The organism is Neobacillus rhizosphaerae, assembly GCF_050477885.1.
Taxonomy (GTDB): domain Bacteria; phylum Bacillota; class Bacilli; order Bacillales; family Cytobacillaceae; genus Neobacillus; species Neobacillus rhizosphaerae_A.
In genome coordinates this window covers 1-20,776 of sequence record NZ_JBCNAC010000038.1, presented here as the reverse complement: position 1 = coordinate 20,776, position 20,776 = coordinate 1, and the positions used below count along the sequence as shown (strand labels likewise).

Sequence of the window (20,776 nt, the reverse complement as noted above, 5' to 3'; positions counted from 1 at the left end):
CTCACCTGCCTGCATCTCTTAGAAGTTTTTTACACTAGTTTGATTATATAAGATAACGCTTTAATTTAATATCTCGTACCAAAAAAATTTTTTCCATAAAAACAAAGATTGGTGTCAGGCACCTTTGTGAACGTTTCACATGGTGCCTGACACCCTATTTTCACATATTACGGCGATACTGCCCGCCGACTTCGTATAATGCACGTGTGATTTGGCCGAGGCTTGCGACTTGGACGGTTTCCATTAATTCATCAAAAATGTTGCCGCCTGAGACCGCTGCTTCTTTTAACCGCTTTAACGCATCTGCCGCTTTGTCCGCATGCGCCTCTTGGAAGGAACGCAAATTATGAATCTGCAATTCCTTTTCCTCCGTGGTTGCCCGCGCCAATTCCATATTGTTGACCTCTTCCTCAGATGGAGGATTCGGATTCAAATACGTGTTCACCCCAATAATCGGCAACTCTCCGGTATGCTTCTTCATCTCATAGAACATCGATTCATCCTGAATCTTTCCACGTTGATATTGCGTTTCCATCGAACCAAGCACGCCGCCGCGATCATTCAAACGCTCAAACTCCTGCAGCACCGCTTCCTCAACCAACTCCGTCAACTCTTCAACGATAAACGAGCCTTGTAGCGGATTCTCATTTTTCGTTAAGCCATGCTCTTTCGTAATAATCATCTGAATCGCCATCGCGCGGCGAACAGATTCCTCTGTCGGAGTTGTAATCGCCTCATCATATGCATTCGTATGAAGGGAATTACAATTATCTTGCAATGCCATTAACGCCTGAAGCGTTGTGCGGATATCATTAAAATCGATTTCTTGCGCATGCAATGAACGCCCTGACGTCTGAACATGGTACTTCAGCTTCTGGCTTCTCTCATTTGCACCATACTTATCACGCATCACGGTTGCCCAAATACGGCGCGCCACACGGCCAATCACCGTATACTCCGGGTCCAATCCGTTAGAGAAGAAGAACGATAGGTTTGGTGCAAAATCATCAATCTTCATGCCACGGCTTAAATAATATTCCACATAGGTGAATCCATTCGAAAGCGTAAACGCCAGCTGCGAAATCGGATTCGCTCCCGCTTCCGCAATATGATAGCCTGAAATCGAAACCGAATAATAGTTTCGCACTTGATGGTCAATGAAATATTGCTGAATATCGCCCATCATCCGAAGTGCAAATTCCGTTGAGAAAATACACGTGTTTTGCCCTTGATCTTCTTTTAAAATATCCGCCTGAACCGTACCGCGAACGGTCCGTAACGTATAGGCACGAACCTCAGCAAATTCTTCGACCGTTAACACGCGGCCAAGTTCCTCTTCTTTGCGCTTCACCTGCTGGTCAATCGCCGTATTCATAAACATCGCCAAAATTATCGGCGCCGGCCCATTAATCGTCATCGAAACGGAAGTCGAAGGATGGCATAAATCAAAGCCATCATACAGCTTTTTCATATCATCTAACGTACAAACGCTGACGCCGCTCTCGCCGACTTTCCCATAAATATCTGGGCGGTAATCCGGGTCCTCCCCGTACAACGTTACCGAGTCAAACGCCGTACTTAAGCGCTTTGCCTCATCATCCTTCGATAAATAGTGGAAACGGCGGTTCGTCCGTTCCGGTGTGCCTTCTCCGGCAAACTGGCGCTTCGGATCCTCTCCCTCACGCTTGAACGGGAACACTCCTGCCGTATATGGGAAAGAACCCGGTACATTTTCCTGGTACATCCAGCGGAGAATTTCCCCGTAATCCTTATACCTTGGTAAAGCCACCTTCGGAATATCAAGTCCTGATAAACTCTTCGATCTTAACACCGTAATAATTTCTTTATCGCGGATTCGTGTGACAAACTGGTCGCCAGAATATGCTTCCTTCGTTTTTTCCCACGTATCAAGAATCTTTTTCGACTCAGGTGTCAAAAGCGCTTCGGTTTCCTGCTTCACAGCTTCTAACGCGGCCACAACCTCAGGTTGATCTTGAACGGCAGCAATTGCGCCTTCTAGCTGGAATAATTTCCGGGCAATATTCGCTTGCTCTTCCGCCTTCTTATGGTAGCCCCTTACTGTTTCAGAAATCTCTCTTAAATAATAACGGCGGTCAGTTGGAATAATGACGTTTTGCTTTTCCACCACAGCACTCTTAGTAAAAGAAGTCACCCAATCCGAAGCCATTCTTTCATTTATTTTTTCCACTAATGCCGCAAACAGCGCGTTCGTGCCTGGATCATTAAACTGACTCGCAATCGTTCCGTACACCGGCATTTCTGATGGATCTTTTTCAAATAGCATATGGCTGCGCTGGTACTGCTTCTGTACCTGGCGCTTGGCATCCTCTGAGCCCTTGCGCTCAAATTTATTGATAACAATTAAGTCAGCAAAATCAATCATATCAATTTTTTCAAGCTGGGAAGGTGCACCGAATTCACTCGTCATAACGTACATAGAAACATCACAAATTTCCGTGATTTCCGCGTCACCCTGGCCGATTCCACTCGTTTCCACGATTACCAGGTCAAAGCCTGCCGCTTTCGTCACCGCAACCGCATCTTTAATTGCAAGCGACAACTCGTTTTTCGAGCGTCGTGTGGCAAGGCTTCGCATATACACATTCGGAGAGAAAATCGCATTCATGCGAATCCGGTCCCCAAGCAAGGCACCGCCCGTTTTTTGCTTCGTAGGATCAACACTAAGAATCGCGACCTTCTTATCAGGGAGTTCATTGATAAAGCGGCGGATTAATTCATCCGTCAGCGAACTTTTTCCAGCACCGCCTGTTCCCGTAATTCCGACCACTGGAATTGCCTTCTCTAGCGACTTCACTTGCTCCAGCACCTGCTCAGCAGCAGCAGCCGCTTCATTCTTTTTATCGACATGAAGCTCGGCTAACGTAATCAACTTAGCAATCGCATTTACATCCCCAGTAGGAAGCTTTTCAATTTGCTCAGCCGCATCCATGTCAACCGTTGAAAAATCGCACTCCTGAATCATTCGGTCAATCATGCCCTGTAACCCAAGCAAACGACCGTCCTCTGGTGAAAAAATGCGCGCAATTCCATACGCGTGAAGCTCATCAATTTCCCGCGGAATGATCACACCGCCCCCACCGCCATAAATGCGAATATGCGGTGCACCCTTTTCCTTTAACAGGTCATACATATATTTAAAGTATTCAACATGTCCGCCTTGATAAGAAGAAATCGCAATCCCCTGCACATCCTCTTGAATCGCCGCGTTCACGACCTCCTCCACCGAACGGTTATGCCCAAGGTGAATAACCTCCGCCCCACTCGCCTGAAGAATTCGCCTCATAATATTAATCGAAGCATCATGCCCATCAAACAAACTCGACGCCGTCACAAACCGGATATGATGCTTAGGCTGATAAGTTCCCATTGTACTCCCCCTTTTTGAAAAATGAACTCTATTTATCGTTCGCGATTCGTTTCCTTTTCCAGACGTTTGTCGGCAGACGTGACATCGCCGCCAATCCCCGCTAACAAAATCTCGGTCTGCAAATCAATGTACTCCTCGAGCGTAAATAATTTTCTAAGCGCCCAGCGGCGGAAGCCCCACATTTGCCCCTGAACAAAGATGTTATGGGCAATCAGTTCTACCTGCTTTTCCGTCAGCGTCAATTCCCCGTTTTCCACGCAACGCGCGAGCAGATTTTCAAACATAGCCACCATTTCCATCTCTTTTTTCAACACATACGGAAGGGCATCCTTAGACAAGGACTTCACTTCCTGATACATCACGAGCACTTCCGCCTGCATTTCATCCATGACCTGAAAAAAGTTGGCAATCCCAAGCTTCAAGCTTTCTAATGTCCCTTTTTTCAGGGCCAAGTCCTTCTGAAGACGGTCACTTACATGATCATAAATGCTGTCACATACTAAATAGAGAACATCCTCTTTTGTGCGAATGTATTCATACAGCGTCCCAATGCTAAAGCCCGCTGCCTTCGCAATTTCCCTCGTCGTCGTCCGGTGAAACCCCTTTTGTTTAAAAAGTGTCACGGCCCCCTTGATCATCTGATCGCGCCGCTTCTGCACCAAGCGCTCATCCTTGACCGAAGCCTGTACTTCCCGCTTTTTCATCCTTAGCCTCCTTATTTCGTAATCATTCGTGAAATAACGAGTCGTTGAATTTCTTGTGTACCTTCGTAAATTTGAGTGATTTTAGCATCACGCATGAAACGCTCTACTGGATAATCCTTTGTATAGCCGTAGCCGCCAAACACTTGAACTGCTTCGGTTGTCACCTTCATCGCTGTGTCACCCGCAAATAATTTAGACATCGCAGACTCTTTTCCGTATGGAAGACCCTTAGACTCCAACCATGCTGCTTGATAGGTTAATAGTCTTGCAGCTTCAACTCCAGTCGCCATGTCAGCTAGCTTAAAGCTGATTCCCTGCTGTGCTGCAATTGGTTTACCGAACTGCTGGCGTTCTTTTGCATAGTCAACCGCTGCATCCAACGCGCCTTGCGCAATACCTACCGCTTGCGCCGCGATTCCGTTACGGCCTCCATCCAGTGTCATCATAGCAATTTTAAAGCCGTCGCCTTCTTCGCCAAGTCGATTGGCAACTGGAACCTTGCAATCTTCGAAAATAATTTCAGTCGTTGGTGACGAACGGATGCCGAGTTTCTTTTCCTTTTTACCAACAGAGAAGCCTGGGAAGTCTTTCTCAACTATAAAAGCTGTTGTACCTTTTTGTTTGCTGGACGGATCGGTTAGTGCAAAAACCACATAGATATCAGCGATGCCGCCGTTAGTGATGAAAATTTTAGAGCCATTTAGGACGTAATGGTCCCCTTCTAAGCGAGCCGTTGTTCTCATTCCGCCTGCATCCGAACCGCTGCCAGGCTCTGTTAAGCCGTACGCCCCAATCTTGCTTCCTTCTGCCATCGGACGAAGATACGTTTGTTTCTGCTCTTCGCTGCCGAATTTGAAGATTGGCCAGCCAGCAAGAGATGTGTGTGCAGATAGGGTAACCCCTGTGGATGCACAGACGCGGGAAAGTTCTTCAACCGCGATACAGTAAGCCAAATAGTCACTGCCGATGCCGCCGTACTCTTCCGGCCATGGAATTCCCGTTAAGCCAAGCTCCGCCATTTTGTCAAAAATCTCCCGGTCAAAGCGCTCTTCCTCGTCACGCTCAGCGGCAGTCGGTGCCACTTCGTTTCTAGCAAAATCACGAACCATTTTCCGGATCATTTCATGTTCTTCGGTTAACTTAAAGTTCATTTTCAGGTCCTCCTTTAGGATATCTACATGTTTTTTGGATTTATCTACACACTTTAGAAATTTATCTACACGTTTTGGCCGGATATCTACACATTTTTTAGTTTATCTACACAATTTGATCAGATATCTACACAAAATCCATTATTATCTACAAATACTTACTAATCACAATCCGCTGTATCTCGCTCGTACCCTCATAAATCTCCGTTACCTTCGCATCGCGGAAATAGCGCTCTACTGGGTAATCCTCTGTATAACCGTAGCCGCCAAACACTTGGATGGCTTCGGTCGCTACCTCTACTGCTGTTCGAGTGGCAAACAGCTTTGCCATCGATGCTTCCATTCCGCATTTCACTCCACGGGTTCGCAAATCAGCTGCGCGATAGACTAATAGTTTCGCAGCCTCCACACTCGTCGCCATATCAGCCAGTTTAAAGCCAATTCCCTGCTGAGCGGCGATTGGCTTACCAAACTGGTGACGCTCCTTCGCGTAGTTCGTTGCGGCAGACAGTGCGGCCTCTGCTATACCAAGCGCCTGGGTGGCGATGCCGATGCGGCCGACCTCAAGGTTCGCCATAGCAATTTTAAAGCCTTCACTCTCATTGCCAAGAAGGTTCTCCACTGGAACACGCATATCTTCGAACGTAAGTTGTACGGTCCTCGAACCACGTAACCCCATTTTGTGTTCATCCTTCCCGATGATCAGACCAGGGGTATTTTTTTCAACAATAAAAGCAGCGATGCCTTTTGTGCCTAATTTCGGCTCAGTAGTAGCAAACACAATGTAAATGTCCGCCTCACCGCCATTCGTAATGAATACCTTCGAGCCGTTGATGACGTAATGGTCACCCTTTTTGACCGCACGAGACTTCAAGCTCGCTGCATCTGAACCAGCGCTCGGCTCGGTTAAGCAAAAAGCCCCTAAGTATTCACCTGAAGCAAGCTTCGGCACATACCTTTGCTTCTGTTCTTCTGTTCCAAAATAAAGAATCGGGTTCGTACCAACCGACGTATGCACCGATAAAATGACGCCCAGCGTGGCACTTACCTTCGAGATTTCATTGATGGCAATAATGTAGGAGGTGAAATCCATTTCAGCCCCGCCGTATTTTTCAGGTACTGGAATTCCCATCAAACCAAGCTCACCCATTTTGCGGAGAATCTCCCGCGGGAACTCTCCTTTTTCCATATTTTCGACGAATGGAGCGATTTCGCTGTTCGCAAAATCACGGACCATTTTTCGCATCATTTCTTGTTCTTCTGTGAATGTCAGATTCATTTGTCTCTCCCCTTTTTGAGGTGGATTCAGTTGCCAGGGGAGATCACGAAGTGTATGTATCGCAGTGACCCACCTGGTTTTTGTCTATATGTTTAAAAATCGATTCCGTTCCTATTCGTACGTGTAGAATCCACGGCCTGTTTTCTTGCCCAGCCAGCCTGCTTTTACATACTTACGAAGCAATGGACATGGGCGGTATTTGTCGTCGCCGAAGCCTTCATGGAGTGTCTCCATAATGTACAGGCAGGTATCTAACCCAATAAAGTCAGCTAATGTTAACGGCCCCATCGGGTGATTCATGCCGAGCTTCATGACCTCATCAATCGCTTCCTTCGTTGCCACGCCTTCATATAATGTAAAAATAGCTTCATTGATCATTGGCATAAGGATACGGTTCGAAACAAAGCCAGGGAAGTCATTTACTTCTACAGGCACTTTGCTTAACGTTTTTGTCATATCTTCAATTACTTGATAGACTTCATCCGCTGTTGCCAAGCCGCGGATAATCTCAACCAACTTCATCACAGGCACTGGATTCATAAAATGCATGCCGATGACCTTTTCCGGACGCTTCGTTGCTGCAGCGATCTCAGTGATTGGCAGGGACGAAGTATTGCTCGCTAAAATTGTATGGGCCTGCGCAATTTCATCTAACTGTGCAAAGATTTTTGTTTTGATTTCCATATTTTCAACGGCCGCCTCAATGACGAGGTCAACGCCAGCGGCATCGGTTAGATCTGTTGAAACAGTAAGTCTTGTCAGCACATCCTGCTTTTGCTCCTCGGTCATTCTCCCTTTATCGACGTTGCGGGAAAGGTTTTTATTGATGACCCCTAAGCCACGTTCCACAAATTCAGGCTTTAAGTCATTTAACAACACGTTATATCCTGCTTGAGCACAAACCTGGGCGATCCCTGAGCCCATTTGCCCTGCACCAATTACCATTACCTTCGAAACCTTCATGTTTTCCCCTCCATATCGGGGGCCGCTACACGAACCCCAGCCCCCTTTTTTTATGAAAAAATGTCCTTCCGCCAGTAAACTGGTGTTATGCGACAGTTACGTTACCTTATGCGACAGAAAGTCCACGTTATCCGACAGTAAAACCACACTACACTATCAGCCAGTAAAGCCTACCCTCTCGGCACCTCAATCATTACCGCATCGCCCTGGCCACCGCCACTGCAAATGGCTGCAATTCCAATTCCGCCGCCGCGACGCTTCAATTCATGCATCAACGTGATGATAATCCGCGCACCGCTTGCGCCAATTGGATGCCCCAGTGCGACAGCACCGCCATTCACATTGACCTTTTCCGGATCCAGCCCGGCAATTTTCTCACTTGCCAACGCAACTGCTGCAAAGGCCTCATTGATTTCAAATAAGTCAATTTCCTCCAAGCTTTTGCCTGTCTTCCTTAAAATCTCATTGATAACAAGGCCCGGTGTCTGCGGGAAATCCTTTGCTTCAACTGCGACAGCCGCATGGCCTAGAATCACCGCTCCAACTTCACGACCTTCACGAGCCGCGCGCTCCTCACTCATCAACACGAGGGCAGCCGCACCGTCATTCACCCCTGGCGCGTTCCCCGCCGTAATCGTCCCCGTTGAATTGAATACTGGTGCCAATTTAGCAAGGCGTTCTAACGAAGTATCCTTACGCGGTCCCTCGTCAGTAGATACAACAAGCGGCTCCCCTTTTCGCTGCGGCACTTCTACCGATACGATTTCCTCTGCTAACTTCCCACTCTCAATCGCCTCAAGCGCCCTCACATGGCTTCGTAACGCCCACTCATCCTGTGCCTCACGAGAAATCTCCATTTCTGCCGCCGTTGAATTGCCATAAGTGCCCATGTGAACACCCGTAAAGCTGCAGCTCAAGCCGTCATGAATCATGAGATCCTTCACTTGTGAATCGCCCATTCTAAAGCCCCATCTTGCCTTCGGTAAAATGTATGGAGCGTTACTCATCGATTCCATTCCGCCTGCCACAATCACTTCCTCATCGCCCGCGCGAATGATTTGGTCGGCCAACGTCACACTGCGCATCCCTGACGCACACACCTTATTAATCGTTTCCGTTTTCACTTCCCACGGCAAACCGGCGTGACGAGCTGCCTGGCGCGATGGAATTTGTCCTTGGCCCCCTTGCAAAACCGTTCCAAGGATGACTTCCCCTACCTCTTCACCCTTAACGCCTGCGCGAACCAACGCCTCTTTCACCGCTATACCCCCAAGCTGTGACGCCGTGAAGCTGCTTAGTGCACCCCCAAGTTTTCCAAAAGGCGTTCTTACTCCGTTCAAAATAACCGTTTTCCCCATTCAAAACACTCTCCCTTTTCCCAATATTCAGTCTTATATTTTCATAAAAATGCCCAGGTTTTTTTCGGCGACTGAACGCTCGCTCGAAAAAATCTCAAAAAATAACGCAAGCCGAATCGTTTAATTAAAAACTCACTGCCCACGTACATCAACACATCAAACAAAAAGGAAATGTAAGCGTTTTACTCTTATCTTTTATTTTACATAAAAAATAGCAAAAGTTGAAATGTTTTACACAAAATTCTAAAATTTTGAATGAAAATCTCAACCTTTGCTATTCTAACTCATTGCTAACCACACTTACGAAGCGATTTCTTTAACCTCTCCACAAACCGCTTTTTCAAGTAACTCAGCCACATCGTATGTTGCTATTTTTTCTTCCACTTCTTTAGCCTTTGTTCCATCTGACAGCATCGTTAAGCAGTATGGACAGCCCGAACTGATGACAGAAGGATTAACAGCAAGCGCTTGCTCTGTACGGCTCACGTTAATACGATGGCCGGTTTCTTCCTCCATCCACATCAAGCCGCCACCCGCGCCACAGCACATGCCTGTTTCTCTGTTGCGTTCCATCTCCACCAGCTGTACACCAGGAATCGATTTTAAGATTTCACGTGGTGGATCATAGACATCATTGTAACGACCTAAGTAGCAAGAATCATGGAAAGTAATTTTTTCATTGACCGCATGCTTCGGAACCAAGCGTCCATCACGGACCAACTCATATAGAACCTCTGTATGGTGGTAAACTTCTGCCTGTAATCCGAAATCAGGGTACTCATTTTTGAAAATATTATAGGCATGAGGATCAATCGTAACGATTTTCTTCACTTCAGCCTTTTCAAATTCTTCAATGTTTTTCGTCGCCAGCTCCTGGAACAAGAATTCATTTCCTAGACGACGTGGTGTATCGCCGGAGTTTTTCTCTTTGTTGCCTAAAATGGCAAACTTCACGCCGGCCTCGTTCATCAACTTCGCAAAGGATAGAGCAATTTTTTGGCTACGGTTATCGTAAGATCCCATGGAACCAACCCAGAAGAGGTATTCAAATTCTTCGCCCTTCTTGTTCATTTCTTTGACAGTTGGAATCTCGACATCCTCGCGAACCTCACGCCAGCTTTCGCGCTCTTTACGGTTTAAGCCCCAAGGATTGCCCTGACGTTCGATATTCGTCATCGCGCGCTGTGCATCGGCATCCATTTTTCCTTCTGTTAACACTAAATAACGACGAAGGTCGATTATTTTATCCACGTGCTCGTTCATAACTGGACATTGATCTTCACAGTTACGGCACGTTGTACACGCCCAGATTTCTTCTTCGGTGATGACCTCACCAATCAAGCTTGGACTGTACGCGAGCGCAGCAGCCGTTTCTTCTGCACCTTGACCTGCCGCAGCTAAAGCAATTTGGTTTCCTTTTGTATTGGAAAAAGCAAATGTAGGAACCCATGGCTGTTTCGAGGTTACCGATGCCCCATAATTGGTCAAATGGTCACGCATTTTCACAATTAAGTCCATTGGAGACAGCATTTTACCTGTTCCAGTTGCCGGACACATATTGGTACAGCGGCCACATTCTACACAGGCATAAAAATCAATCATTTGGTGTTGCGTAAAGTCTTCGATTTTTCCAACCCCAAAGGACTCTTGTGTTTCGTCTTCAAAATCTACTTTCTTCAGCTTACCTGGTTTTTCTAAGCGGTTAAAATAAACGTTTGCCGGTCCAGCAAGTAAGTGAGCGTGTTTGGATTGCGGAACGTACACTAAGAATGTTAATAAGAACAATAAGTGCATCCACCATGCCACATAAAAAATGGCGATGGAGGCAGTCTCACCTATCCATGAAAAGCCCATTGCAATCAGAGAAGCTACCGGCTCAGTCCATGACGCCTCTTCCCCGTGCCAGATGATGCCCATTCCATTCCCAACCAACACGGAAACCATAAGGCCGCCGATAAACAATAGGACAAGCCCAGATTTAAAATTGCGCTTCAAACGAACTAATTTTTCCACATAGCGGCGGTAAAAAGCCCAAATCACCGCAACGAGGATCGTCAGTGTGACGATTTCCTGGAAAAAAGTAAACCCTGCGTATAGTGGTCCAAGTGGCAGGTGTGAACCTGGGACAAGCCCTTTCCAAATAAAATCGATGGCACCAAATTGAACGAGAATAAATCCATAAAAGAACATGACGTGAATAGCGCCGCTCTTTTTATCCTTTAACAGCTTTTTCTGGCCAAACACATTGACCCAAATTTTTTGGAGCCGCTCTTTGACATTGTTATCAAACTCGACCTTTTTCCCCAACTTAATAAATTCAATCCGAGTCTTAACCACATAAACAAATAGGCTGATTGCGTAAGCGGTTACAAGTAAAAATGCAATGAGGTTAATCCACAAAAGACCATTCATTACTAACGCCCCTTTCCCCTGTTCTTACAAGAAAATAATAAATTTTCTGAACTCTATCATACCTCTATTATATTATGAATGAGCATTCAGTCAACCAATTTTTGCAAAATTCGTTCGACTTATAGAATTGAACCGGTTCGGAAACACTAATGAAACCGATTGGGGGAAAGATTCTACATGAGCTTGGCCATCTGTTTAAGCGCACTACTACTACTCATCATTATATGGCTCGTATTAGATTTTAGATTAGGACGAAAGAAGCATCTTTCTATTGTCAGTTATATGGAAACAAGCATTCTCCATGGTCATGTGGATATTTTTACCCATGGAAAGGAATTATTCGCTGATTATTTCCGGGAAATCCATCAAGCCACGAAGCATGTTCATGTGCTCTTTTATATTGTCAAAGATGACCAGTTCGGCCAGGAATTTCTCACTCTTTTAAAAGAAAAAGCACGACAAGGTGTGGAAGTACGGCTGTTGGTTGATCGCCTTGGCAGTTGGAGGATCAAGGCATCAACGGTGAGAGCCCTTAAAGAGGCGGGAGTCAAATTTGCTTATAGCAACCGCATTAAGCTGCCTTTTCCTTTTTACTCCTCTCAAATCCGCAATCACCGTAAAATTTCTATTATCGACGGGAAAATCGGCTATGTTGGCGGGTTTAATATTGGGAAGGAATACATCGACCAAGACCCGAAGCTTAGCCCCTGGCGTGATTACCATTTAAAAATACTTGGTGAAAGTGTTCATTCGTTACAAAGTGAGTTTTTGATCGACTGGGAGGAGTATGGGGGTGAAGATCTCCAGCATCAAACGGGCTATTTCCCTCCACTTTCTAAAGGTCCTGTTCGCCATCAGCTCGTTCCAACCGAGGCTGGCATACTAGAGGAAAAATTCGTCCAAGTGATTCAAAAGGCCCGACATTCCATACTTATTGGAAGTCCCTATTTTGTACCAAGTACACGAGTCATGAAGGAACTACTTCAAGCGATTAGCCGCGGCGTGTCGCTTACGGTTGTTATTCCATATACTGCTGACCATATGCTTGTTCAGGAAGGATCCTATCGTTATTTACGTGAGCTGCTGAAAAAAGGAGCGCTCATTTATCAATATAAGAATGGGTTCTATCATGCAAAAACAATGGTGATTGACGATACGATTTGCGACATCGGCACCGCTAATTTCGATAACCGCAGCTTCTTCTTAAACAAGGAAATTAACTGTTATATCTATGACCCTTCCTTTATCAAGCGTGTAAAGGAAGTAATCGAAAAAGATATCAAAGACTCCGCGCTGCTGACTCTAGGAGTCCTGAACAAACCCAATCCATTACGGTCACTGAAAGAGAGTTTTGCCCGTTTGATCGCTTTTTTCCTATGAGGGGGGACAGTCCCCCGGCGTAGTAACGTATTAAAGCAATGGGGGACTGTCCCCAGAATGGAGCTACTGCTATGAAAATTCGTTTTGGCTATGTATCGACTGCCATTACTTTATGGGATGCTTCTCCAGCTAAAACTCTCACTTACACCCGTTATCAGCAACATAGCCCTGAGGAGCGCACAGAAAAGCTGCTGGATGTGACGAGGCAAAATATAGAACACACGAAACGAATGCTGTATTTCAATCTTGCTCATGAAATTGAAGTATACCGGATGTCTAGCTCGATTGTCCCCCTCGCCACCCATCCAGAGGTGCGCTGGGACTTTACCACCCCCTTCAAAAAGGAGTGGGAAGAGCTTGGCGAATTGGTTCGGAACAATCACCTGCGGGTCAGCTTTCATCCGAATCAATTTACTTTGTTTACCTCTCCCAAAAAGACCATCACCGAGAATGCGGTCATCGATATGAGCTATCATTATCAAATGTTTGAAGCAATGGGGATTGCCGATAGAGGCTTGATTAATATACATATCGGTGGGGCCTATGGGGACAAACAGGAGGCTTTGATTCGTTTTCATCAAAACTTAACCACCCTGCCGACCCATGTTAAACAGGTCATGACGTTAGAAAATGATGATAAGACCTATACCGCAGAAGAAACTCTAGTGGTCTGTGAAAAAGAAACCATTCCCTTGGTGTTTGACTATCACCATCATATGGCGAACCTGTCCGAAACGCCGTTAGAGGAGCTATGGCCACGGATTGTCCGGACATGGGAGCATGTGCCTCATATTCCCAAAATTCATATCTCATCTCCCAAAACGGAAAAGGAATTCCGCTCTCATGCGGATTTTGTGGATCCGGAATTCATTATGCCTTTTTTACAGCTGGTGAAGGAGTCCGGTCAGGATGTAGATTTCATGATTGAAGCCAAGTCCAAAGACCAAGCAGCACTAAAACTCATCGAGGATTTGAGTAAACTGCGAGGCTATAAGCGGGTTAGTGGGGGGACGATTGAAATAAACTAAGGGGACAGTCCCCCGGCGTAGTAAAGCTTTAACGCACTGGGGGACTGTCCCCGTTTTATTCCTCTATAAGATTTAAAACAGGCACGTCTCTTTCGTTCTCAGGGTCTTTCCTGGAATAAATCCGTGCCATTCTGGTGGTCTCATCCACGTTTTGAATAATCACGGGTGTTCCATCGTACGTCACGTTAATCATATCAGCTGATTCCATAATTTCCTTTGCTCTTCCAACATTCATGCGTTCGGTCACTCCTCACTCATAATTCTCTATTACTATCTGCAATTTTTTGGATGATATTCATTTATTTGGACTTTTCCGTGGAATAATGTCCCGTTTTCCTTTCTCCAAGACAAGGATTTACTCATTTCTTCAATTTACTTGTCTACTTTTGAGGTTTACTCGTCATTTTTTAAATTTACTCGTCAATTTCCACGTTTTACTCGTCAACTTTCACAATTTACTCGTCATTTTTCGATTTTACTCGCCAAACACCAAAAAACAAAAAATGGCCCCCAAATCAGGGAGCCACTTTCAAAAAAACAATTACATTTTCTCTGGAGCCGATACACCGATCAATGCCAAAGCATTCTTCAACGTAATCTGCACCGCTCTCACCAACGCAAGGCGTGCCTTCGTCCGCTCAACATTGTCAAGATCCAGCACCTTCTCCGCATTATAAAAGCTGTGGAACGTGGACGCTAAATCAAAAATATAATTAGTGATGCGGTGCGGCATACGCTTCACCGCAGCTTCCCCAACAGCCGCCGGGAACTCACCAACCTTCTTCAATAAATCCATCTCTTTCTCAGACGACACCAATGAAAAATCAGCCGCCTCATCCACCTTCACACCCTGCTCTTCCCCTGAACGCAAGATACTAGAAATACGAGCATGCGCATATTGCGCATAATAAACCGGATTTTCATTTGACTCAGACACCGCTAAATCCAAATCAAAGTCCATATGCGTATCCGAGCTGCGCATCGCAAAGAAATAACGAGTCGCATCGAGGCCGACCTCATCCACCAAATCACGCATCGTGACAGCCTTACCGGTACGCTTACTCATCTTCATCTTTTCCCCGTTCTTATACAGATGAACAAGCTGAATGATTTCCACTTCAAGCGTATCACGGTCATAGCCCAATGCCTGAAGCGCCGCCTTCATACGAGGAATATAGCCGTGGTGGTCCGCACCCCAAATGTTAATCAACTTTTCAAACCCGCGGTCCAACTTGTCCTTATGATACGCAATATCCGGCGTCAAATACGTATAAGACCCGTCCTGCTTAATCAACACGCGGTTCTTATCATCACCGAAATCCATTGAACGAAGCCAAGTCGCGCCATCTTCCTCATAGATATAGCCAGTTGCACGTAACGCGTCCAACGCCTCATCGATTTTTCCATTCTTATAAAGAGACGTCTCAGAATACCACACATCAAAGCCCACGCGGAAATCCTCAAGGTCCTTCTTCAACTTTGCCATTTCAAACTTCAAGCCGTACTCACGGAAAAAATCAAAACGCTCCTCCTCGGCCACATTCACATACTTATCGCCAAACTCATCCGCCAGCGCCTGCCCAATGCCCACAATATCCGCACCATGATAGCCGTCCTCCGGCATTTCCTTATCCATACCAAGCGCCTGGAAATAACGAGCCTCAACAGACTTCGCTAGATTGTTAATCTGGTTACCTGCATCATTAATATAATATTCCCTAGAAACCGCATAGCCCGCCTTAGCTAACACATTGCACAGCGAATCCCCAACAGCCGCACCACGAGCATGTCCAAGGTGTAAATCCCCCGTTGGATTCGCCGAAACAAACTCCACCTGAATCTTTTGGCCACCGCCAACCGTAGATTCCCCGTACTTTTCACCAGCCTTAAGCACTGTTGGAATCAAGTCCGTTAAATACGCATTATTCATATAAAAATTGATAAACCCTGGTCCCGCGAGCTCAATTTTTTCAATTGATGCCTTTGAACGGTCGAAATGCTCAACCAACGCTTCCGCAATCATCCGCGGCGCCTTCTTCGCCACACGAGCCAGCTGCATCGCCATATTCGTGGAATAATCGCCATGCGACTTATCTTTTGGAATCTCCAGGATTACATCAGGAATCTGATCCTCCGTCGCAAGCTCTGCCTTCAAAACGGCCGCCCGAATCTCTTCCTTGATCTTACTCTGCGTCAACTCTACTATATTCATTTCCATCCTCCTCAAAGGTAATTTCTAATCGATATGTACCACCGGGCGAACCCTGCATCTTAAAATCATACAATATATCAATCAAGCCTTGGCCATTTTCAAACGAATGCTCCAACCTTTTAGTCATCGTCAACGTTTCAAACACACCAAACGGCATCTCATAACTTCCCCGAAGTACCTTATTCAACCGAAACGGCAGCCGCATCTTCACCGCACCGCCTCGTAATATCAATGCGTCCTCATCCGCCACCTTCACAATCGTGCGAACACTGCCTTCATCCTGCACTTCCTCATATTTAAGAAACGAGGCACCATCCTTCTCAAGATAACGGCCAAACACCATCAACTCAAAGCTTTCCTTGTCCCCGTCCTGCTCAATCGTCGTTTTCACCTTAATCTTCATTGGAATCTCATGAGTAGACAAACGAAACTGCACTTCCTTTTTTAAAAAGGAACTTTAACCCGTTCTTTCGACTGGTTATAGTCCTCATAATTGACATAAGCGCGTCACCGCATACTTTTTCTATTATAAACATTGTTACGATACAAATCAAAAGATGCCCGCCCCAATGGGACAGGCATCAATCAAAAACTTTATCTTGGATGGAAACCTATTTCACCCATCCTAAAATCATTTCACGGATTAACTTGCTCGCCGTGTTAGCTGTTTGTTCAGAAGGATCGTAAATTGGAGCAACCTCAACAAGGTCCCCACCAACGACGTTCACTTCGGAACGAGCAATCGCATGGATCGAAGCAAGAAGCTCTTTAGAAGTGATTCCGCCACAATCCACTGTACCCGTTCCAGGTGCGTGCGCTGGATCCAATACATCGATATCAATCGTCACATAAACCGGACGACCAGCAAGTGTTGGAAGAATCTCTTTTAATGGCTCAAGCACTTCAAATTTAGAAATATGCATGCCATTTTGCTTCGCCCACTCAAATTCTTCCTTCATACCAGAACGAATTCCGAAAGAATAGACATTTTTCGGTCCAATATGCTCGGCAATTTTACGAATCGGAGTCGAGTGCGACAACGGCTCACCTTCATAATGCTCGCGCAAATCAGTGTGTGCATCAAAATGGATGATCGCTAAATCAGGATACTTCTTATACATCGCCTTCATCACCGGCCATGAAACAAGATGCTCTCCACCCATACCAAGTGGGAACTTGCCTGCAGCAAGAATCGAATCTACATATTCTTCAATCATATCAATGCTTCGCTGCGGATTTCCAAATGGAAGTGGAATATCGCCCGCATCGAAATATTTAACCTCTTCAAGCTCGCGGTCAAGGTAGGCACTGTACTCCTCAAGACCAATCGATACCTCACGGATACGAGCAGGGCCGAAACGAGAACCCGGGCGGTAACTTACCGTCCAATCCATCGGCATACCGTAAAGAACCACCTGGCTCTCCTCAAAACTCGGGTGACTCTTAATAAACACATTACCCGAATAAGCCTCATCAAAACGCATCAAAAATCCTCCTCCCGGGGTCAATCCCCCATCACTTTAACGCATCACCAGGTCGGGGGTCAGTCCCCCGACTCATTAACGCATTACCACATTGGGGGACTGTCCCCCTTATTTGTCCCCCATTATTTCACTAAATCGCCAACGAATTTAGGCAATACGAATGCTGCTTTGTGTAGTTCTTTTGTGTAGTATTTTGTTTCGATTTCGTGGAAGCGGTCTTCGCTTACTTCTAATGGATCGTATTTCTTTGAACCGATTGTAAATGCCCATAGGCCGCTTGGGTACGTAGGAATGTTGGCTACATACAGGCGAGTGATTGGAAAGATTTCCTTTACATCACGTTGTACATTGCGAATTAAGTCCGCTTTGAACCAAGGGTTATCTGATTGAGCAACGAAGATTCCGTCTTCTTTTAATGCTTTAGAAATTCCAGCATAGAAGCCTTTAGTGAATAAGTTTACTGCAGGACCAACTGGTTCAGTTGAGTCAACCATGATTACGTCATATTCGTTTTCACTGTTCGCAATGTGCATGAAGCCATCATCCACACGAACGTCTACACGTGGGTCCTCTAGCTTGCCAGCAATCTCTGGAAGGAATTTCTTAGAGTACTCAATAACTTTCCCGTCAATATCAACAAGCGTTGCTTTCTTTACGCTTGGGTGCTTTAACACTTCACGGATTACGCCACCGTCGCCGCCGCCAACAACTAGTACGTTTTCAGGGTTTGGATGTGTAAATAAAGGAACGTGTGCCACCATTTCATGGTAAACGAACTCATCTTTAACAGAAGTCATGACCATGTCATCTAATAGAAGCATGTTGCCCCACTCTTCTGTTTCGATCATATCTAACTTTTGAAATTCTGTTTGCTCTGTATGTAATGTTTTATTTACTTTCATTGTGATTCCGAAATTCTCGGTTTGCTTTTCTGTAAACCAGATTGACATATCCATCTTCCTTTCAATTCAACTCATTTTTATACATTTATATGATTACGTAGTAATCACTTCATTTTTTATGCTACCCAAACTATTGAATTACAAACATAAGAAAAAGTCTAGCAAAATTTAAGAAAAATTTCATTTTTATACGAAAAATGTTTAAAAAGACTCTATTTTTTCAATACTATTACTATCTAAATTCTTGTAATAGAAATTTGAGTAATGTCTAGCTCCAGCGCCTAGCCCCTCGGGTCAAATAACCTTCGGCAATAAAAGTCAAAAGGCGGACTTTTCTTGCCGAAGAACATTTGCCTGTCGGGGCTGACCAAGGCGCTTCCGCTTTTCTAATCGGGGGTGAATCCAATGGAAATCATGACTGATCAAGGGTTTCGAAAGACCATAAAATATTTGCGTGCCTTTATTATCATCAGTTTGATAGGCATGATTTGCATGCTTATTATCTTTGGTAGCATTCTTGCCTACGCAAAGATATTAGGCGCACCTCCGCTCGCGGTTCCGCAATCTACCTTATTTTTCGCAGATGATGGAACATTGATTGGCGAAAGCAATAGTGGTCAAAAACGGTACTGGGTGAGATTAAACGATATTTCACCTGACTTAGTGAATGCGACCGTTTCAATTGAAGATAAAAATTTTTACGAGCATCATGGCTTTGATTTCAAACGAATTGCCGGTGCCGTGATTGCTGACGTTCAAGCCTTTGCCAAAGTGCAGGGAGCAAGCACCATAACCCAGCAATATGCAAGGAACCTCTTCTTGGAACACGACAAGACGTGGAAACGTAAGCTGCATGAGGCATTCTATACCATTCGCCTCGAAATGAACTATTCGAAAAAGGATATTCTTGAAGGCTATTTAAATACCATCTACTATGGCAACGGTGCATATGGTGTAGAAGCCGCAAGCCAATATTATTATGGAAAAAAGGCAAAGGACTTAACCTTGGCAGAGGCAAGCATGCTTGCAGGTATTCCAAAGGGGCCGGGCCTTTATTCTCCACTCGCGTCAATGGAGCGGGCGAAAACTCGGCAGCATATTATTTTACAAAGCATGGTTAAAAACAAGTACATTTCGAAGAACACTGCTAAAACAGCAGCAGAACAGCCGCTCACCTTAGTGGGCACTCATACGACTCAAAAGGTGAAGATTGCTCCTTATTTTCAGGATGCTGTCAAAAATGCGTTGAAAAATCAGTTACATTTAGATGACCGCACGATTGCTCTCGGCGGTTTAAAGGTATATACGACCCTTAATTTACACCAGCAAGAAGCAGCAGAACGCCAAGTCAACCAATATGTGGCTAGCACCTCAGAAATACAGGTGGGTTTAGTCGCAATGGATCCGAAAAACGGGTATGTAAGGGCCATGATTGGAGGACGGGACTATGAGAAAAGTCCTTTTAACAGGGCGATTCAAGCTGTTCGTCAGCCAGGATCGACCATCAAGCCTTTGTTATATTATGCGGCCCTTGAGCAGGGGTTTACCCCGTCCTCGACCATGAGAAGTGAGTTTACAACCTTCCATTTTGATGATGGCCAGGCGGATTATACTCCGCATAACTTTAATAATAAGTATGCAGATGGAGAAATTACACTCGCTCAAGCGCTCGCTGTATCTGATAATATTTTTGCTGTAAAAACTCATTTGTTTTTAGGAGAAGATACATTAATTAAGACCACCAAGCGGTTCGGTCTGTCTACAAAAATGGCAGAGGTCCCGTCGCTAGCGCTAGGAACCTCTGGCGTACGGGTAATCGAGATGGCTAATGCCTACAGCCTGTTTGCCAACGGTGGAAAACGTGTAAACCCAGTCTTTATTACAAGAGTCGAGGACTATAATGGCAATGTCATTTTTGAAAAAGAAAATCAGACGGAAAAGGTATTAGATCCAGCCAAGGCATATGTAATGACACAAATGCTAACGGGGATTTTTGATCCAAAACTAAATGGCTATGCGAAAGTCACGGGAAGTACAGTAATCAAAAACATCACCCGTCCCTATGCAGGAAAATCCGGTTCTACCGAAACCGATAGCTGGATGATTGGTTTTTCGCCACAGCTCGTGACGGCTGTATGGGCAGGGTATGATATCGGGAAGCCACTTGAGCTTGTAGCAGAGAAGACGTACGCTAAGAAAATATGGGCGAACTTTATGGAGGAAGCTTTAGATGGAAAGCCGGTCAAGGCGTTTAAACCGCCAAAAGAAGGAGTCGTCGGCGTTTACGTGAATCCGGCAAATGGCAAGCTGGCAACAAAGGATTGCCCCGTCCGCCGTTTCACTTATTTTGTTACTGGTACGGAGCCAACTGACTATTGTACCGAGCATATCAAAAATCCTGATTCCTCCAAGAAGAAGGAAAATAAAAAGGTTCCTTGGTATAAAAAGATTATGCCGTGGAGTTAGAAAAGCGGAAGCGCCTTGTTCAGCCCCG

At 45.4% G+C, this 20,776-nt stretch carries 15 protein-coding genes; 3 read left to right on the top strand and 12 right to left on the bottom strand.

The genetic code is table 11. The features are described from left to right. Window positions 1–160 precede the first annotated feature (160 nt). The 7 genes from icmF to ABES03_RS05385 all read right to left on the bottom strand — a co-directional run bounded on the left by icmF (window position 161) and on the right by ABES03_RS05385 (window position 11,276). The gene (gene icmF / locus ABES03_RS05415) at window positions 161–3,409 is read right to left on the bottom strand and encodes a fused isobutyryl-CoA mutase/GTPase IcmF (protein WP_430115834.1); all 3,249 of its coding nucleotides are present in this window, start codon (window positions 3,407–3,409) and stop codon (window positions 161–163) included. A gap of 32 nt (window positions 3,410–3,441) precedes the next feature. After that, window positions 3,442–4,113, bottom strand: coding sequence for a TetR/AcrR family transcriptional regulator (locus ABES03_RS05410; protein ID WP_430115831.1), 672 nt, complete (start codon window positions 4,111–4,113; stop codon window positions 3,442–3,444). An 11-nt stretch (window positions 4,114–4,124) separates the two neighbouring features. Further along, the gene (locus ABES03_RS05405) at window positions 4,125–5,264 is read right to left on the bottom strand and encodes an acyl-CoA dehydrogenase (protein WP_430115828.1); all 1,140 of its coding nucleotides are present in this window, start codon (window positions 5,262–5,264) and stop codon (window positions 4,125–4,127) included. A gap of 148 nt (window positions 5,265–5,412) precedes the next feature. After that, entirely contained in the window at window positions 5,413–6,543 is a 1,131-nt protein-coding gene (locus ABES03_RS05400) for an acyl-CoA dehydrogenase (RefSeq protein ID WP_430115826.1), read from the bottom strand. Window positions 6,544–6,654: 111 nt separating this feature from the next. Then, entirely contained in the window at window positions 6,655–7,506 is an 852-nt protein-coding gene (locus ABES03_RS05395) for a 3-hydroxybutyryl-CoA dehydrogenase (protein ID WP_430115823.1), read from the bottom strand. Window positions 7,507–7,676: 170 nt separating this feature from the next. Then, entirely contained in the window at window positions 7,677–8,864 is a 1,188-nt protein-coding gene (locus tag ABES03_RS05390) for an acetyl-CoA C-acetyltransferase (RefSeq protein WP_430115821.1), read from the bottom strand. A gap of 300 nt (window positions 8,865–9,164) precedes the next feature. Next, window positions 9,165–11,276, bottom strand: coding sequence for a heterodisulfide reductase-related iron-sulfur binding cluster (locus ABES03_RS05385; RefSeq protein ID WP_430115819.1), 2,112 nt, complete (start codon window positions 11,274–11,276; stop codon window positions 9,165–9,167). A gap of 177 nt (window positions 11,277–11,453) precedes the next feature. Here ABES03_RS05385 and cls point away from each other — a divergent pair, with 177 nt between their 5' ends. Together cls and uvsE are read left to right on the top strand one after the other, a co-directional pair. Further along, window positions 11,454–12,656 carry a cardiolipin synthase gene (gene cls / locus ABES03_RS05380; protein ID WP_430115816.1) on the top strand — a complete coding sequence of 401 codons (1,203 nt, stop codon included), beginning with the start codon at window positions 11,454–11,456 and terminating at the stop codon, window positions 12,654–12,656. Window positions 12,657–12,727: 71 nt separating this feature from the next. Next, window positions 12,728–13,684, top strand: a complete 957-nt coding sequence (gene uvsE / locus ABES03_RS05375) for a UV DNA damage repair endonuclease UvsE (RefSeq protein WP_430115814.1) — start codon at window positions 12,728–12,730, stop codon at window positions 13,682–13,684. Between the two features lie 55 nt (window positions 13,685–13,739). On the opposite strand, the gene ABES03_RS05370 is transcribed toward uvsE, so the two are convergent. From ABES03_RS05370 to speE, 5 genes are all read right to left on the bottom strand, one after another. Beyond that, window positions 13,740–13,919, bottom strand: coding sequence for an H-type small acid-soluble spore protein (locus ABES03_RS05370; protein ID WP_308081781.1), 180 nt, complete (start codon window positions 13,917–13,919; stop codon window positions 13,740–13,742). A 306-nt stretch (window positions 13,920–14,225) separates the two neighbouring features. Further along, entirely contained in the window at window positions 14,226–15,896 is a 1,671-nt protein-coding gene (argS, locus tag ABES03_RS05365) for an arginine--tRNA ligase (protein ID WP_430115812.1), read from the bottom strand. Further along, window positions 15,868–16,299 carry a DUF1934 domain-containing protein gene (locus ABES03_RS05360; protein ID WP_430115809.1) on the bottom strand — a complete coding sequence of 144 codons (432 nt, stop codon included), beginning with the start codon at window positions 16,297–16,299 and terminating at the stop codon, window positions 15,868–15,870. Before ABES03_RS05360 ends, argS begins: the two co-directional genes overlap by 29 nt. Before the next feature lie 208 nt (window positions 16,300–16,507). Further along, window positions 16,508–17,380: an agmatinase gene (gene speB, locus ABES03_RS05355; RefSeq protein WP_309857475.1), complete on the bottom strand. Its 873-nt coding sequence runs from the start codon at window positions 17,378–17,380 to the stop codon at window positions 16,508–16,510. A gap of 122 nt (window positions 17,381–17,502) precedes the next feature. After that, window positions 17,503–18,330, bottom strand: a complete 828-nt coding sequence (speE, locus tag ABES03_RS05350; RefSeq protein WP_308081777.1) for a spermidine synthase — start codon at window positions 18,328–18,330, stop codon at window positions 17,503–17,505. Window positions 18,331–18,687: 357 nt separating this feature from the next. Between speE and ABES03_RS05345 the strand changes: the two genes are divergently transcribed. Beyond that, window positions 18,688–20,748 carry a transglycosylase domain-containing protein gene (locus tag ABES03_RS05345; protein WP_430115807.1) on the top strand — a complete coding sequence of 687 codons (2,061 nt, stop codon included), beginning with the start codon at window positions 18,688–18,690 and terminating at the stop codon, window positions 20,746–20,748. Window positions 20,749–20,776: the final 28 nt, after the last annotated feature.

Coding starts and splice junctions, on each gene's coding strand:
- ABES03_RS05400 (WP_430115826.1), bottom strand. CDS start 6,543: ATGAATCTGACATTCACAGAAGAACAAGAAATGATGCGAAAAATGGTC.
- ABES03_RS05405 (WP_430115828.1), bottom strand. CDS start 5,264: ATGAACTTTAAGTTAACCGAAGAACATGAAATGATCCGGAAAATGGTT.
- ABES03_RS05390 (WP_430115821.1), bottom strand. CDS start 8,864: ATGGGGAAAACGGTTATTTTGAACGGAGTAAGAACGCCTTTTGGAAAA.
- uvsE (WP_430115814.1), top strand. CDS start 12,728: ATGAAAATTCGTTTTGGCTATGTATCGACTGCCATTACTTTATGGGAT.
- ABES03_RS05370 (WP_308081781.1), bottom strand. CDS start 13,919: ATGAATGTTGGAAGAGCAAAGGAAATTATGGAATCAGCTGATATGATT.
- speE (WP_308081777.1), bottom strand. CDS start 18,330: ATGTCAATCTGGTTTACAGAAAAGCAAACCGAGAATTTCGGAATCACA.
- cls (WP_430115816.1), top strand. CDS start 11,454: ATGAGCTTGGCCATCTGTTTAAGCGCACTACTACTACTCATCATTATA.
- ABES03_RS05395 (WP_430115823.1), bottom strand. CDS start 7,506: ATGAAGGTTTCGAAGGTAATGGTAATTGGTGCAGGGCAAATGGGCTCA.
- ABES03_RS05410 (WP_430115831.1), bottom strand. CDS start 4,113: ATGAAAAAGCGGGAAGTACAGGCTTCGGTCAAGGATGAGCGCTTGGTG.
- ABES03_RS05385 (WP_430115819.1), bottom strand. CDS start 11,276: ATGAATGGTCTTTTGTGGATTAACCTCATTGCATTTTTACTTGTAACC.
- argS (WP_430115812.1), bottom strand. CDS start 15,896: ATGAATATAGTAGAGTTGACGCAGAGTAAGATCAAGGAAGAGATTCGG.
- speB (WP_309857475.1), bottom strand. CDS start 17,380: ATGCGTTTTGATGAGGCTTATTCGGGTAATGTGTTTATTAAGAGTCAC.
- ABES03_RS05345 (WP_430115807.1), top strand. CDS start 18,688: ATGGAAATCATGACTGATCAAGGGTTTCGAAAGACCATAAAATATTTG.
- ABES03_RS05360 (WP_430115809.1), bottom strand. CDS start 16,299: ATGAAGATTAAGGTGAAAACGACGATTGAGCAGGACGGGGACAAGGAA.
- icmF (WP_430115834.1), bottom strand. CDS start 3,409: ATGGGAACTTATCAGCCTAAGCATCATATCCGGTTTGTGACGGCGTCG.